This window comes from Kribbella catacumbae DSM 19601 (genome assembly GCF_000372465.1).
GTDB classification, from domain to species: domain Bacteria; phylum Actinomycetota; class Actinomycetes; order Propionibacteriales; family Kribbellaceae; genus Kribbella; species Kribbella catacumbae.
On sequence record NZ_AQUZ01000071.1, the window covers coordinates 26,914 to 42,384 of the forward strand.

Annotated in this window: 13 protein-coding genes and 1 pseudogene; 8 read left to right on the forward strand and 6 right to left on the reverse strand. The window is 67.5% G+C overall.

Annotated features, from left to right (window positions below; all coding sequences use genetic code 11):
* Positions 1-2: 2 nt before the first annotated feature.
* Both A3ES_RS0140565 and A3ES_RS0140570 read right to left on the reverse strand, forming a co-directional pair.
* Positions 3-1,064, reverse strand: coding sequence for a methyltransferase (locus A3ES_RS0140565; protein WP_020392575.1), 1,062 nt, complete (start codon positions 1,062-1,064; stop codon positions 3-5).
* Positions 1,061-2,308 (reverse strand): MFS transporter, encoded by a 1,248-nt coding sequence (locus A3ES_RS0140570; protein ID WP_040456773.1) that lies wholly within the window; start codon positions 2,306-2,308, stop codon positions 1,061-1,063. The genes A3ES_RS0140565 and A3ES_RS0140570 overlap by 4 nt, the downstream gene beginning before the upstream one ends.
* A 158-nt stretch (positions 2,309-2,466) precedes the next feature.
* On the opposite strand from A3ES_RS0140570, the gene A3ES_RS0140575 reads away from it, so the two are divergent.
* Entirely contained in the window at positions 2,467-3,675 is a 1,209-nt protein-coding gene (locus tag A3ES_RS0140575) for a cytochrome P450 (RefSeq protein ID WP_020392577.1), read from the forward strand.
* A 65-nt stretch (positions 3,676-3,740) separates the two neighbouring features.
* Here the strand turns inward: A3ES_RS0140575 and A3ES_RS0140580 are convergent, their stop codons facing one another.
* Both A3ES_RS0140580 and A3ES_RS0140585 read right to left on the reverse strand, forming a co-directional pair.
* Positions 3,741-4,415, reverse strand: coding sequence for an SGNH/GDSL hydrolase family protein (locus A3ES_RS0140580; protein WP_020392578.1), 675 nt, complete (start codon positions 4,413-4,415; stop codon positions 3,741-3,743).
* Positions 4,405-5,928 (reverse strand): class I adenylate-forming enzyme family protein, encoded by a 1,524-nt coding sequence (locus A3ES_RS0140585; protein WP_020392579.1) that lies wholly within the window; start codon positions 5,926-5,928, stop codon positions 4,405-4,407. The genes A3ES_RS0140580 and A3ES_RS0140585 overlap by 11 nt, the downstream gene beginning before the upstream one ends.
* Before the next feature lie 193 nt (positions 5,929-6,121).
* Here A3ES_RS0140585 and A3ES_RS0140590 point away from each other — a divergent pair, with 193 nt between their 5' ends.
* From A3ES_RS0140590 to A3ES_RS0140620, 7 genes are all read left to right on the forward strand, one after another.
* Positions 6,122-7,399, forward strand: a complete 1,278-nt coding sequence (locus A3ES_RS0140590; protein WP_020392580.1) for an SGNH/GDSL hydrolase family protein — start codon at positions 6,122-6,124, stop codon at positions 7,397-7,399.
* 16 nt (positions 7,400-7,415) lie between these two features.
* On the forward strand, positions 7,416-8,342 hold the full coding sequence (locus tag A3ES_RS0140595) for an alpha/beta hydrolase (RefSeq protein WP_020392581.1): 927 nt from the start codon (positions 7,416-7,418) through the stop codon (positions 8,340-8,342).
* Positions 8,335-9,393 carry an alpha-hydroxy acid oxidase gene (locus tag A3ES_RS0140600; RefSeq protein ID WP_020392582.1) on the forward strand — a complete coding sequence of 353 codons (1,059 nt, stop codon included), beginning with the start codon at positions 8,335-8,337 and terminating at the stop codon, positions 9,391-9,393. The genes A3ES_RS0140595 and A3ES_RS0140600 overlap by 8 nt, the downstream gene beginning before the upstream one ends.
* Positions 9,393-10,661 carry an aminotransferase-like domain-containing protein gene (locus A3ES_RS0140605; RefSeq protein WP_020392583.1) on the forward strand — a complete coding sequence of 423 codons (1,269 nt, stop codon included), beginning with the start codon at positions 9,393-9,395 and terminating at the stop codon, positions 10,659-10,661. The genes A3ES_RS0140600 and A3ES_RS0140605 overlap by 1 nt, the downstream gene beginning before the upstream one ends.
* A 69-nt stretch (positions 10,662-10,730) precedes the next feature.
* Positions 10,731-11,921 (forward strand): MFS transporter, encoded by a 1,191-nt coding sequence (locus A3ES_RS0140610; protein WP_020392584.1) that lies wholly within the window; start codon positions 10,731-10,733, stop codon positions 11,919-11,921.
* A gap of 135 nt (positions 11,922-12,056) precedes the next feature.
* Positions 12,057-13,010 carry a hypothetical protein gene (locus A3ES_RS0140615; protein WP_020392585.1) on the forward strand — a complete coding sequence of 318 codons (954 nt, stop codon included), beginning with the start codon at positions 12,057-12,059 and terminating at the stop codon, positions 13,008-13,010.
* A gap of 254 nt (positions 13,011-13,264) precedes the next feature.
* The gene (locus tag A3ES_RS0140620; RefSeq protein WP_020392586.1) at positions 13,265-14,212 is read left to right on the forward strand and encodes a hypothetical protein; all 948 of its coding nucleotides are present in this window, start codon (positions 13,265-13,267) and stop codon (positions 14,210-14,212) included.
* A 46-nt stretch (positions 14,213-14,258) separates the two neighbouring features.
* On the opposite strand, the gene A3ES_RS0140625 is transcribed toward A3ES_RS0140620, so the two are convergent.
* Both A3ES_RS0140625 and A3ES_RS0140635 read right to left on the reverse strand, forming a co-directional pair.
* On the reverse strand, positions 14,259-14,537 hold the full coding sequence (locus tag A3ES_RS0140625; protein WP_020392587.1) for a hypothetical protein: 279 nt from the start codon (positions 14,535-14,537) through the stop codon (positions 14,259-14,261).
* Positions 14,538-15,255: 718 nt separating this feature from the next.
* Positions 15,256-15,471, reverse strand: a pseudogene (locus A3ES_RS0140635) (IS256 family transposase); the annotation flags it as partial.

The window sequence follows — 15,471 nt, forward strand, 5'->3', positions numbered from 1 at the left end:
TGTCAGCACAGCCGCTGGTACTCCACTGCTCGCGGTCCGGCCGCGGGGACGTGGATGGCTGTCCGGGTCAGCCCGGCGGCCGCGGCGGCGGCGTCGTACTCGGCGAGGGTGCGCTCGCGACCGTGGCCGAGGACGAGCATCAGCAGGTCCATCGAGTGGAAGACGGCCGGGACGGTGTCGGACGCTTCGAGCACGAAAACGGATCCGCCTGGTACCAGTGCTTGCTCGCAGCGGCGGAGGGCGTCGATCGCTTGCTCGTCCTCGAAGGAATGCAGGAGATACCGCAGGATGAAGGCGTCGGCCCGCGGGAGCTCCAGCTCGAACAGGTTGCCGCCGATCACGTCACACTTGAGGTTGGCGTCCCTGAACCGCTCCTCAGCCGCCGTGACACTGGCCGGCAACTCGACCAGCGTTGCCTTGAGGTCCGGATAGACGTTGAGCAACGCGATGAGCTGCGCGCCCGTACCACCACCGATGTCGACGACCTGCCCGAACCGCCCCCAATCCAAGGCGTTCGCGAGGGCGGGCCCTTCCTGGTCGGCGCGCACCCCCATCAGTTCGTCGTACGACGCGGCAGCCTCTGGGCTGAGACTCGTCTTGTTGCCAACAGCAACAGGCCCACCAGCCCGGACAGTCCCCAGCAACCCAAAGAACGCCCGATCCATATGCCCGCCGAACCCGTCGAGATCCAGCCACCGCCGAGCACTACCAGGCGCATCGTCCAGCAACCACCGCGCAGCTTCCCCAAGGGCAAAGCGAGTCTGGGCCCCCTCGCCCCGGGCGACGCTTGCCTGGCCTCGTGCGCCTTCCCCTCGCCCCTCGTCGCTCGCGGCCTCGAAGAGGCCGCGAGCGACGAGGTAGTTCATGAGGCGGGCGAGGGCGTGGGGGTCTGCCGCTGCCTTGTCGGCGAGCGCCTTTGCGGTGAGGGTGCCGGCGGCGAGGTGGTCCGCGAGGCGGAGTGTGGCGGCGACTCGGATGGCCATCGGCATGATCAGGTCGCTCATCGCCGCCAGCTCGGCTGGGCCGGGCGGGCGAGAGGACTGGCCGTCCTTTGGCTGGGTCATCCGGGGTCTCCTGTTGGTTGCGCGGTCACCGCGGGTTCTGAGGTGCTGCGGCGGTATCTGAGCAGCGGGATCAGGGTCAGCGTGAGCAGTACCAGGCTGCCGACGAGGATGGTCGGCCTCAGCCCGACGCTTGCTGCCGCGACGCCGGCCAGGGCGCTGCCGATGGGGATGCCGGAGACCGCCACCGCGGCGACCACCCCGAACACCCGGGTCTGCAGCTCGACCGGGATCCGCTCGTACAGCACCGCGCCGACGACCGGATTCACACTGGCCATTCCAAACCCGGCCAGAAAGGTCACCGCGAGCACGATCAGCAGACTGTCACTCAACCCGAGCACCAGAATTCTCGGCGCCCCACCGATCACCGCGCCGATGAAAAAGGAAAGCATCTGCGGGAGTTTGGTCGCAAAGATCGTGAAGACCACATTCCCGGCCAGCGAACCGGCTGCGAAAACACCCAGGATGATCCCCAGTCGAGTCGGCGACCCGAATTCTTCCTGGACCCACAACGGGAGCAACACGGTACTCGCCGCCTGCTGGAAGAAATTCAGCAGGAACAGCATAGAGATCATCCCGAGCAGCAATTTGTCGGCCCGCAGAAACGCGAACCCGCCACGCAGCGCCTGCAGGTACGGCTCCTTGGCCGGCGCGACCTCATCCGGCTCCGGTGCCGGCCGGACCAGCGCCCACACCAGCACTGCCGCGACCGCGAACGTCCCCGCGTCCAGCCAGATGGTTTGCCGTGGCCCGATGGTCGCCACCAGGATGCCCGCGAGCGGCGCGCCGATCAGCCCCGCAGTACGGTTCATCGCCTCATATGCGCTGGTCACGCGGATCATCGGGATCCCCGACTCCGCTGTCACCGGCCTCAGCAAGACGTGCTTGACCCTGTCCCCGACGCCCCGCATGCCGCCGCTGACAGCGATCAGCAAGCAGAGCTGCCAGAACCCGAAGTCGGGTGTGGCAGCCACCACCGCCATCGCCACCGTGGAGCCCAGATCGCAGAAGATCGACGTCCGGCGCATGCCGAACCGGTCCGCGATCGGCGCCGCGAGCACGCTGGTCATCAGGTACGGAATCATTTCTGCGGCCGCCACCAGCCCCATCTTCGCCGGACTCCCCGTGCTGATCAGTACCAGCCACGGAATGGCGACCACGGAAAAGCGGCTGCCGAACGCCGAGAAGACATCGGCGGTGAGCAATGCATAAAGCCCGACCCGCCGTCTCGAGGTCTTCTCCGTCATTCTTTCCCCCACGCTCGTCGCGACCGCCCCCGGCAGTCACAGTACGGCACTCATCAGCCTTCAGTAAGTACTCCGCGGAGCGGGTTTTGCGGAATGGAAAGCAACCAGAGAATGCGCTTCACCATGCCCGGAAATCGGGCCGAAGCAAGGGGGAGAATGTGCTCGGTACCACTGGGGACGACCTCGTCAAGGCGTTGGCGACCAGCGGGGGCAACCTCGATCCGTACCCGCTCTACGCCCAGCTGCACCGGCTGGGCGAGGTCACTGCACTGACCGGACTGCCGTACGCCGCGGCCGTCTACAGCTACCGGGCCGTCGACGAGATCATGCGGGACTCCTCCTTCGAGGTGCACGACGCGCTCCGGCTGGAGCCGGTGACGCCGGACTGGCGGGACCACCCGGTGCTCGTGACGTTGATGAACTCGATGATGTTCAGCAACGGCGACCGGCACGCGCGGATGCGGGGCCTGTTCCGCAAGGTGTTCACACCTCGGCGCGTGCAGGCGATGGAGCCCGAGATCGTCAAGATCACGGCCGAGCTGCTGGATCGTGTCGCCGGCCTCGGCGCGGACGGTTCTGAGGTGGACTACATGGCCGAGTTCGCCTACCTGCTGCCCGCGAGAGTGGTCGGCCGCCTACTCGGGCTGCCCGACGAGGACATCAGCTGGTTCCGCTCGCAGGTCGACCTGATCAACGACTGGCTCGACTTCCGCCGCAAGGGATCCGACGTACTCGCCGCGGCGGACCAGGCTGCAGCCGAGATCACGGAGTACTACCTCGAGCTGATCACCCAGCGCCGCAAGGATCCGCGGGCCGACCTGATCAGCGATCTCACCCAGGCAAACGACCTTAGTGATCTGGAGCTGGCCGGCAACCTGCTGGTGCTCTTCAACGCCAGCTTCAGCACCACGATCCATCTGTTCGGCAACGCCCTGCCGCTGCTGCTCGCGCGCCCGGAGATCCGGAGTACGCCGGAGCTGATGCCGGCGTACGTCGAGGAGGTGCTGCGCTACGACACCCCCGCGCACGTGTTCATCCGGGTGGCGAGCACCGACACGGAGCTCCTCGGCGTACCGCTGAAGGAGGGGCAGCTGGTCGCAGTACTGACTGGAGCGGCCAACCGGGATCCGAAGCGGTTCGCTGAGCCGGACCGGTTCGATCCGGCGCGGGTGGACAACCAACCGATCAGCTTCGGGGCCGGGGCTCACTTCTGTCTCGGCGCCGCGTTGGCGCGGACGGAGGCGCAGCTGGCGCTGCCGATGGTGCTTGAGCACTTCCCGGAGCTCGCGCTCGGCAGCGAGCCGGTGCGGACGGACCAGCTCATCCTCCGCGGCTACAAGTCGCTGCCGATCGTGGTCGGGAGGTAAACACAGAGCAACCATTGAAGAGCGCACCCGACCCTGAATTCAGTGGCATTTCTGAAAACCACTGTTTACGGTTCCCTATGCCCAAATCCGGCGAATTCAGTGGATAGTCGTCGGCCGGTTTCGGCTGCGGCCACCGCGTCACTTCGGGCGGTGCCGTGACGGCCGTCGGGCGAGTAAAGCGTGGGGTCCGTGGAAAGGGGATGATCCGTCAGATGCACGTGGATTGTTCCTAGGCGATCTGCGAGCGCCCGCGTGCGTTCCGCCAGCAGCGCCATCCGCTGGCGGAGGCCAGGCCGGAGCCAGTCGGCGACCGCGGGGGAGTAGGAGACGTTGAACATGCCCAGGGTGATCACGTCGGCGCCGGCCGACTGGAGGGCCGTGATCATCGCGCTCAGCTCGGTGTCGACCTTGTCCGGGTTGTAGCGGGCGCTGAAGGCGTCGTTGCCGCCGCCGACGACCAGCGCCAGGTCGGGCTTGAAGGCGAGCGCGGGAGCCAGCTGGGTCGCGCGGATCTCGTGCGCGCGCAGACCGCTGACACCCAGGTTCAGGTAGTCGGGGACCTGTAGCTCAGCCGCCAGCCGGTCCGCCCACTGCAGCTCGGAGTACCCGGGCACAGGCGAGCAGAGACCCTCAGCCACGCTGTCACCCAGCACTACGAACCGCCGCCACGGGTGGCCCGCCAACAGCTTCCGAGCCTCCCCCTCCGCCAGGCAGTACTCGTCGGTCGCCTCAGTGAGCATGCCGGGCCCTGAGCGCGACCTTGTCGACCTTGTACGCCGAGGTCAGCGGGAGCTCGGCCAGGAACTCGATCGCCCGCGGCATCCACATCTCGTTGAACTCGTCGCGGACCAGCCTCTGCAGCTCCTGCCCGGTCACCACGGCACCGTCGTACCGGGCCACGTACGCGTGCGGCACCTCCCCGAACGCCTCGTCCGGTACGCCGATCACCGCCGCCGCACGGACCCCCGGATGCGTCTGCAGCAGGTCCTCGATCGGGCGGCAGTAGACGTTCCAGTTGCTGGCGCCGGTGACGATCGTGTCCTGCACGCGATCCACGACGTACAGGTACCCGTCGGCGTCGAGATAGCCCAGGTCACCGGTCCGGACCCAGTCGTCGACGATGGCCCGCTCGGTCAGGTCCGGGCGACCCCAGTAGCCCGCGAAGCGAAGCTTGCTCGTCGCGTAGATCTCACCCGTCGCGCCCGGCGCCAGCCGCTTGCCGTCGGCGTCGCGGATCTCCACCTGGACGTCGCCGTACGGCGTACCGGAGGAGCGCAGGCGTTCCGGGTGATCCGGGTCTTCGGTGAGCCCGGGCTGGGCCGTGACGACGATGACCTCGCTCAGGCCGTACACGATGCGCAGTACCGGGCCGAACCGCTCGATCGCCTGCCGCAGCCTCGATGGCGCGGCCGGACCGGCGCCCACATTGAGCATGAACAGGCTGCTCACGTCGGTCGTCGGCAGGTCCGGATGGTCGAGCAACTGGTAGAGCAGCGGCGGCGAGACGTACGTCGAGTTGATCCGCTCGCGCTCGATCGTGGCCAGCGCGCGGCCGGTGTCCCAGTCGTCCTCGAGGAACAGCACGCCGCCCATGAACAGGTTGAAGAAGCTGGTGATCTGGCCGCTCGCGAACGCCATCGGCGAGTGCGACAGATGCCGTAGTACGGGCAGGCCGGCGGCCAGGTAGTCGGCGGCGAGAGTCAGGATCTGCTCGTAGAACGCCTGCCGGTGGTGCACCAGCTTCGGCTCCCCGGTGGTCCCGCTCGTCTGCAGGCAGGTCGCCGGCGTCAGATCGCCGTACTCCGGCTGGAAGGTCGTGCCCGGCGATCGCAGCAGGTCCGGCCCCAGGCCGCCTTCGCCGAGACAGTGCACCGGTACTGCGAGCGTCACGGCCAGGCGCTCGCCGAGCACCGCCTTGGTGCGCGCGTCGTAGACGAAGACGTCCGCCTCCGACAGCCGCGCGAACGCCTCGATCTCGCGGCGGCCGGCGATCGGCGCGATCCACATCGTCCGGGCGCCGACCAGATGCAGCGCGAGCTGGAGAGCCGGCAGTTCGATCGTGTTGCCCGCGAGCACGAGTACGCCGGTGCCCGGGCCGACGCCGCGATCCTGCAGCGTCGCGGCCAGGTCGAGCACCTGGGCGCGCAGTTCGGCGTACGTGAGCCGCCGGCCGCCGGCGACGATCGCCTCGGCCTCGCCGTACTCCGCGAAAAGCCGGAGTGCGGCGACGACATAGGAACAAACGACCGACATGGCGCCCCACCCTTTCGGTATCCGGGGCGACTGTACTGCGGGAAATTCCCGGCGGCCAGCTTTCGGGTGAATTCAAGCGAGTAATTCAAAGCCCCCGTTGACGTGTCAGGAATCCGGAACTAGGTTTCCGTCACCGCCACTCGCGCCTGGGTATTCTCACCCGTCGCGCGCCAACCCATTGGGGGGTTGTTCCATGCGTATTCCCAGCACTGTCAGATCGGCCGCACTAGCGGCTGCCGTCTCGCTGGCCGGTTCGTCGCTGATCTTCACCGGTTCCGAGGCCAAGGGGGGCCGAACCGACTGGGTGGGGAGCTGGTCCACCGGCGTCGTCCGCCCGGAGGCCACCGGCTTCACCTCCACCGGCCTCAACAACCAGAGCGCCCGCTACGTGGTCCGGCCATCCGTGGGGGGCGACAAGGTCCGGATCCGGTTCTCCAACATCTACGGCGACCGGGCGGTGCAGATCGGCGCGGCGACCGTCGCGAAGGCCGACACCGCGACGCCGGTGCAGTCCGACCTCGACCCGGCGACCAAGCGCACGCTGACCTTCAACGGTTCGCCGACCGCGGTGATGAACAAGGGCGCCGAGCTGCTCAGTGACCCGGTGAACCTGCGGGTCGCCGACCTGAGCACGCTGGTGGTCAGCGTCTTCTACCCGACCGCGACCGGGCCGACCAGCTGGCACGCACAGTCGCTGCAGCAGAACTTCTTCGGTCCCGGCGACCTGACGAACTCCACCGCGGGGACCGACTACATCACCACCCGGGCCTGCTGCTGGACGTTCCTGTCCGGGGTCGATGTGAAGACCGAGAAGTCCGACGGCGCGATCGTCGTGCTGGGCGACTCGATCGCCGACGGCCTGGCCAGTACGCCGAACGGCAACAACCGCTGGCCGGACCAGCTCGCCGAGCGCCTGGTCGCCGACCGCCGGCACAAGGCTCCCGGGGTGCTGAACGTCGGCCTGGCGGGCAACCGGCTGCTGAAGGACAGCTCCGCCCCGATCCTCGGAGGCGGCGGCGGTATCGAGCAACTCGGCCTGAACGCCCTGGCCCGGCTGAACGAGGACGTCTACGGCCAGACCGACCCACGCGTGGTCATCACCCATCTGGGCGTGAACGACATCTGGATGGACGGTGCCACCCCGGAGCAGATCATCGCCGCGCTCCGCCAGATCAACAGCCAGCTGCATGAGAAGGGCATCCGCAGTGTGGGCGCCACCATCACGCCGTACGGCGGATTCACCACACCGGGAGGCTGGACGGCGCAGAAGGAGGCGACCCGGGTCGCGGTCAACACCTGGCTGCGCGGCCAGCACGAGTTCGATGGTGTGATCGACTTCGACAACGCGGTCCGGGACCCTGCTGCAACGGACAAGCTGCTGGCGGCGTACGACGGTGGCGACCACATCCACCTGAGCGACGCCGGCTACCAGGCGATGGCCGACTCGATCCCGCTGCAGCTGCTTCGATAAGTGAGAGGTGCACCCCATGCCACTGGATCCTCAGGTCGAGGAACTGCGCGCGAAGCGTGCAGCGGACAACGTTCCGCAGCTCTACACGCAGACCCTGGCCGAGGCTCGTGCGGCTGATCTCGCCTCCATCCAAGCGGGTGGAGGCGAGGTCGAGGGGGTGCACCACGTCGAGGATCGAGTGACTTCCTCGGGCCTGCCGCTGCGGATCTACCGTCCCGCTGGGGACGGACCGCTGCCGACGTTGGTGTACTTCTTCGGTGGCGGGTGGACCCTCGGCAGCATCGAGACCGCCGACGGGGTCTGTCGCCGGCTGGCCAACCTGGTGCCGTGCCAGGTGATCACCGTCGGGTACCGGCTGGCGCCCGAGAATCCTTTCCCAGCGGCCGTCAACGACTGCCACCAGGCGACCCAGTGGATCGCTGCTCACGCCGTCGAGCTTGGTGTCGACGTTGCACGGATGGTGGTCGGTGGAGACAGTGCCGGCGGCAACCTTGCGGCCGCAACCACCTTGCTGGCAAGGGATTCCGGGCCAGCTCTGGCTGGGCAGGTGCTTGTCTACCCGAACACTCTCTATGGGTCTGACACTGCCTCCATGCGGGCCGGGGATGATCCGTTCCTCTTCAACCGCACCTCGGTCAACTGGTACTGGAAGCACTACCTGACGTCCGAGGCCGACGGGACGAACCCACTGGCCTCACCGTTATTGGCGTCGTCGCACGCCGGGTTGCCGCCCGCGTTGGTCATCACGGCCGAGTTCGACCCGCTGCGCGACGAGGGCGAGTTCTACGCCGAGAAGCTGTACGCCGCCGGCGTGCCCACGGAGCTGAGCCGGTACGACGGCATGGTGCATGGCTTCTTCACCATGGCGGGTGTTCTGGACGGCGCCCGCAAGGCGCTGGCCGAGTCCGCGACCTGGCTCCGCAAGACGTTCGAAGATGGCTGAGGCGTTCGGGGACTACGAAGAGCTTGCGGCCGGCGTGCTGCCTGCTGACGTTCGTGACTTCGTTGCCGGAGGGAGCGGCAGTGAGACGACCCTCCGGCTCAATCGCTCGGCCTTGGATTCGGTGACGTTGACCCCTCGGGTGCTTGCTGAGGTCGCGGAAGCCTCGTTGCGGTGCGGGTTGGTGGGTGGTTCGGCGGCCATGCCTGTCGTGGTGGCGCCGATGGCCTACCAACGGCTGCTGCATCCGGAGGGCGAACTCCTGCTGGCGCGGGCTGCCGCGGCGGCGGGGATTCCCTACGTGATCAGCACGTTGAGCAGCTATCCGCTGGAGAAGATCGCGGGTACCGGACCGTCGTGGTTTCAGCTGTACTGGTTGCGGGATCGGGCGATGGTGGAGTCGTTGGTGGATCGCGCCGGGGCGGCCGGCTGTGGTGCCTTGATGGTGACGGTGGATGTGCCCGTGATGGGTCGCCGGCTGCGCGACGTACGGAACTCCTTTTCGCTTCCGCCCGATGTCGTTGCCGCCAACCTCGTGGATGCGGTCAGTGAGGCGCATGTGGGGGTGCCGGGGTTGTCGGCTGTCGCGGCGCACACCGCATCGGCGTTCGAGCCTGCCGTGTCGTGGCGCGACCTCGAATGGCTGAAGGCGCGAACCGAGCTTCCCCTGCTGGTCAAGGGGATTCTCGATCCGCGCGATGCGATTCGAGCGGTGGAGATAGGTGCCGACGGCATCGTCGTGTCGAATCATGGCGGTCGGCAACTGGATGGAGCTGTTGCCTCGGTCAACGCGCTGCCCTCCGTAGTAGATGCTGTTGGCAAGGAGTGTTCGGTGCTGCTCGACAGTGGGATCCGGAGCGGTACCGACGTACTGCGGGCGCTCGCGCTCGGCGCGTCCGGAGTACTGGTCGGGCGACCGTTGCTCTGGGCACTCGCCGTCGATGCGTGTGATGAAGCGCTGGCCCTGCTGCGCAAGGAACTGGTCGATGCGATGCTGCTGGCCGGCTGCGCGAACGTCGCCGACGCGGCCCGGCTCACCACTGGGAGGGCCTGATGGCTGATCTGGACGTCACCGACCTGCACGGTTCGCTCACCGATCGCGCGCTGAACTCGATGAACTTCCTCAACGAGATCGCCAACCACTACCCCGACGCGATCTCCCTCGCAGCCGGCCGGCCGTACGAGGAGTTCTACGCGCTCGAGGATCTGCACTCCTACCTCGACACCTTCAGTGCGTATCTGCGCGACGAGCTCGGGTACGACGAGGCGGGGGTCCGGCGCACGATTTTCCAGTACGGCCGGACCAAGGGCGTCATCCACCCGCTGGTCGCGCGCAACCTCGCCGCCGACGAGGGGATCACGGTCGACCCGGACGCGATCGTCGTCACCGTCGGCTGCCAGGAGGCGATGGTCCTCGTACTACGCGCGCTTCGCGCCGGCCCCGCCGACGTGTTGCTCGCGGTCTCACCGTCGTACGTCGGAATCACCGGCGCGGCGCGACTGGTCGACCTTCCGGTGCTACCTGTTGCCGGGGACCTGGAGGATCTCGTTGCCGTAGTCAAGCGTGCGCGAGCTGATGGCCTGCGTCCGCGTGGCTGTTACGTGATGCCGGACTTCGCCAATCCGTCTGGACTCAGCCTGGATCTGGAGACTAGGCAACGGTTGCTGGAGATTGCCGCGCAGGAAGACCTGCTGCTGCTCGAGGACAACCCGTACGGGCTGTTCCCCGCGGCCGGCGTCGAGCGGGTGCCGACGCTGAAGGCGCTGGACACCGAACGGCGGGTGATCTACCTCGGGTCCTTCGCCAAGACGGCGCTGCCGGGCGCCCGGGTTGGGTACGTGGTGGCCGATCAGACGGTCGCGGCGCCGGACGGCAGCGTCGGGCTGCTCGCCGACGAACTGTCGAAGATCAAGAGCATGCTGACGGTCAACACCTCGGCGGTCGCGCAGGCGGTGATCGGCGGCAAGCTGCTGCAGAACGATTGCAGCCTCATCGCCGCGAACCGGCGCGAACGCGCGATCTACGCCGCCAACCTGCGAGCGATCACCGACGGCCTCGCCGAACGCTTCCCCGCCGGCGAGATCAGCTGGACCGTCCCGTCCGGCGGCTTCTTCGTGGTCGTCACTGTCCCGTTCCCGGTCGACGACGCGCTCCTGGAGAAGTCGGCCCACGACTACGGCGTCCTGTGGACCCCGATGAGCCACTTCTACGACACCGAAACCCCCATCCATTCCCTCCGCCTCTCTTGCAGCTCGGTCACCCCCGCCCAGATCGACGCCGCCCTGAACCGCCTCTCCGCCCTGATCCACGACCACTGCTAGAAATTGGTCCTCTCACCGTCATCGGAACTGGATCTGTAGACCAGACCGGTCTGTTCCTACGGTGAACCCATGACTGACCTCACTTGCGAACTCCCAGCGACCACCGTCCTCCTGCCGCGGCTGGTGACGCCGCAGTTCGCGCGCCTGCTGGTGGTGGTGTTCGGATCAGGGCTGAGCATGTATCTACTGACCTCGGTGGTGCCGCTCTATCTCGCGGCCAGCGGGTCTGGTGGGATCGGGGCCGGGCTGTCGACCGGGGCGATGATGTTGTCGGCCGTGGCGATGGAGCTGGTGGTGCCGCGGATGCTCAGGCGGTTCGGGTATCGCGGCACGCTGGGTCTTGGTCTCCTGCTGTTGGGTGTGCCGTCGCTCGCGCTCTTGTTCACCTCGTCGCTGGCGTTGGTCCTGGTCGTGTGTGTCATCCGTGGCGGCGGGCTGGCGATTCTGGTGGTCGGGGCGGTGGCGCTGGTCGCCGAGGTCACCCCGGCTCACCGGCGCGGTGAGGGACTGGGTGTGTACGGCGTCGTGGTCGGGCTGCCGGCCGGGATCGGGCTGCCGCTCGGGGTCTACCTCACCAACGTGATCGGGTACGACGCCCTCTTCGTGCTGGCCGCGATCGCCTCGCTTGCCGGACTCGCGATGTTGCCGGGGCTGCCAGGCCGCAGTACAGGCTCCGCCTCCGGCGCGGACGAGCAGCACGTGAAGGTACTTGGTGGGTTGCGGGGGAGCGGGCTGTTGATGCCGACCTTCGTGTTCGCGGCCGTGACCGTCGCGGCGGGCATCAGCGTCACCTTCCTCCCGCTGGGCTCGGGCAACCACCTCGTGGTCGCCGTCGCGCTGCTGATCCAGTCGGTCACCGCGCCCCTCGCCCGCTGGCTGGCCGGCCGGATCGGCGACCGCATCGGCCCGGCGAAGTTGCTGGCACCGGCCATCCTGCTGGCTGCGCTCGGTGCTGCCTCGCTCATCTTCATCGGCAGCGCCGTCGCGGTCATCGCCGGCGCCGCGCTCTTCGGGCTCGGCTTCGGCGCCGCCCAGAACCTGACGCTGGCGCTCATGTACGACCGCTCACCCAAGACCCGCTACGGCCAGGTCAGCGCGCTGTGGAACCTCGCGTACGACGCCGGCTGGGGCGTCGGCGCGATCCTCTTCGGGTTCGTTGTCGCCGGTACCGGCTACTCGCTCGCCTTCGGCCTGACCGCCGCGATCGTTGCCCTCGCCATCGTTCCGGCCCTGAAAACGTCACTGCGGGCAACCGCCTGACGACGGTGCGCGCTGCCTTTCCATGCACTGTTCAAGCTAGGTGAAATCCGTTCGTTCGTGACTCTTCTCCAGGATAGGGTCACCCCGTCTCGATCGAGACATATCGATTTTTTTGCCCTGGAGGGGGACTCCTAGATGAAACTGCAGCGCTTCGCGCTCGCACTGGCTGGTGCCGGCCTGTTCGCCGCCACCGCCGTCTCCGGTTCGGCCGTAGCCGCCGAGCCGAACCCGAACCTGACCGACAAGATCGCCAAGGCGAAGGGCAAGTTCACGACGAAGGCCGCGGCTGCCGAGCCCTGCGCGAGCTGGGTTGGCTGGGTCCAGCCGACCGGCCTGGCGCAGCACGCCGACATCACCCCGGCCAAGCCGCCGACGGCCGAGCCGTGGGAGGACTTCCAGTTCGTCGGTGCCCGGTCGTCCGGCACGTGGTACCTGGCCGCCAACAACTCGGCCACGCGCGTCTACTTCTACGGCCTGTTCCTGCAGGGCGGCAACCTGTACCGGCACACGTCCTACGTCAACGAGGACACCGGAGCCATCACGCCGAGCGCAACGAAGGTCGGTAGCGGCTGGACCAGCTTCAAGACCATCGCGACCTCGAACTACAGCTTCGCGGCGCCGCGGCACGCGCACCTGTACGGCCTGAACTCCAACGGCAGCCTCTACCGCTACGCGCAGATCGGCGCCGGCTTCAAGGCGCTCGGCTCGTTCCCCGGCTTCCGGTCCTTCAAGGCGATGACCGTGATCAGCGAGACGCCGACGTACGACACCCTCCTGATGACGACGACCGCCGGTGCGATCTACACCGTCCGGATCCCGGTCGCCGCCACCACCAAGCCCGTCCTGAAGCTCGTCCGCAGCACTGGCTTCGCGGCGTACGAGGCCCTGACCGCCCACGGTTGCGGCACCCGCGGCGGCTCGCTGATTGTCGGCGTCGACCACGACACCGACACCGGCCACCAGTTCGCCTTCAGCAAGTTCAACGGCGCGGCAACCGCGATGACCGCCTACGGCAAGGTCCCGGCAGTCTTCAACGGCACCACCACCGCACCTTTCACCACGCACTACGACCAGTTGGTCGGCGAGTAGCACCCAAGCACTAAAGCAATTCCCAGCCGGGGGCGCCGCATCTGCGGCGTCCCCGGCGCCGCGATCGTTGCCCTCGGCATTGTCCCCGCCCTGAAAGCCTCACTGCGGACGACCAGCTGACGACGGTGTGGGTTACGGTCTAGACCTGTTCGAGCAGCTGGAATCCGTTCGGTGGTGACTCCTCCCCGGGCCAGAGCTACAGTCGCATCATCTCGACCGAGACGTGTCGACTTCTGCCGGAGGGGGACTCCCAGATGAAACTGCAGCGCCTCGCGCTCGCACTGGCCGGTGCCGGACTGTTCGCCGCTACCGTCGGCTCGGGCTCGGCCGTCGCGGCCGAACCGTGGCCGTCATTGGCCGACCAGATCGCCAAGTCGAAGCAGCAGTCCACGACGAAGGCCGCGGCTGAGGCCTGCATGAGCTCGGTCGGCTGGGCGAACTCCGACGCCACGGTGGCGTGGGCGAACGCCATCGCCAGCCGGCCGCCGGAGGCTGTGACCAACGAACCGTTCAACTTCGCGGCAGTCCGGAACTCCGCGACTTGGTATCTGGCGCAGGGCAACTCCGGAACCTACCTCTACTTCTACGGCTTGTTCCTTTGGGGCGGGAACCTGTACCGGCACGCGACCGTAATGCCGGACTCGGGTGTGCCGCGGCCGACCGTGACCAGGATCGGTTCGGGCTGGACGAGCTTCAAGTCCATCGCCACGTCCAACGCCGCCTTCACGACGCCGAAGCACGCGTACCTGTACGGCCTGAACACCAACGGCAGCCTGTACCGCTACCAGAAGGTCGGTACCGGCTTCCGTGCGCTCGGCTCGTTCGGCGGCTTCAGGGCCTTCAAGGCGATGACCGTGATCAGCGAGACGGCGACGTACGACACGCTGCTGATGACGACCAACGCCGGTGCGCTCTACACCATCCGCATCCCCGTCACCGCGACCGCCAAGCCGGTCGTCAAGCTGATCCGCAGTACCGGTTGGTCGGCCTACGAGTCCCTGGCCGTCGAGGGCTGTGGGGCCCGCGGCGGCTCGCTGGTGGTCGGCGTGGACCACGACACCGACTCGGGCGACCACTACGCCATGAGCAAGGCGAACGGCACGGCGACCGTGATCACGTCGTACGGCAAGATCCCGGCCGTCTTCCCCGGAAACACCCACATGGCGTTCACCACCCACTACGACCAACTGGTCGGCGAGTAGCCGCAAGGGATCTCAGCGCGGTCCTGGTCCCAGACCTGGCCGGGCTTCACTGGTGAAGGGATTCGTACGCGTCCCGAAGTTCGCCAGCCTCAGGAACGCCGCGAGCATCGATTCCCTTGATGACCTCCTTGGCCCGCCAGAAGTTCGACGGCACCAGGCGACCGGAGGTGAGCGCGTCCATCGTGGGCCCGCTCGCCTCGTCGGGTTTGTTGCTGGCGAGCAGCGCGAGCGACAGGTCGAGGCGGGCGGTCGCCGCGCGACGAGGACGAGGCTGCCCGTACGCCGGTGCCTCCAGCGGCGAAGCTTCATGGAGGGCTGGGACCACGGCGTCCGTGACGCCGCCTGATCAATCGACCTACTCCTGCAGAAGCACGCCGAGTCGGCCATTCCCCGGGCCGCCGTAAAGGAGTTGTCAGCCCGGCTGTACGCCGAACTGAAGGACTACTAACCCCAAAGCCGGTGAGTTAAGGCGTGCGTGGCGCTGTCAAGGCACCGAACAAATCTCTGAGCCGCGGGCGTGTGTTGTCCCGATCGACAGGACATAGTCGGCCGTTCGACCGGGCGCCACGCTCACGGCAGCGGCGGCCGGCCCCAATACGAGCACTATGTCCTGTCGGTCGGGACAAACATCCCCGCTGAGGCCGGCCTTGGGGTTGACCCGAAGGCGAGGTGCAACGTTGGGGCGGGGTTGCCGATGGCGAGCTGGGGCGCAGGGCCGGGAGGGTCCGGACGTCCGTGCAGACACCTCTCCGGTCAGCAAACGCTTCCCCCGGCGTGTCGGGGCATCGGCGCGAGGTCGTGCGTGCGCTGCCGTCCACGTCTTCGCCGCGACGGACGCAGGGGCGAGCAAGTCGGTGAGTGGCAGATGACCCGCGTGAAGGTTTTTGCCACGGAGCGGCAAAAATCCTTCACGCCGTGGTTCGGGACGATCTCAGCCAGCGCCGTCGAGCAGCACCTTGTCGGCCTGGTGCATGACAGTGATTCCGTGCGAGTCGAGCATGTCCCGAGTTGTGTGGAACTTGGGTGACGATCCACGGTGAACTCTAGGCGACGGCACCGACAGTTTCTGTGTGGTCGGTGGTGTCGGGGTGGGTGTGTCGGTGGAGGGCGGCGACGAGCTGTGGCATGTGTTTGTAGCCCTTGATGCGGCGGAAGGATCGTTCGGCGTTGAGCATGCCGGCCGCGGTCCAGCGCAGCACCATGTGCCCGTCGCGCCAGCGGGACACGTTGCGGTTGGTGGTTCGGGCGATCGAGATCAT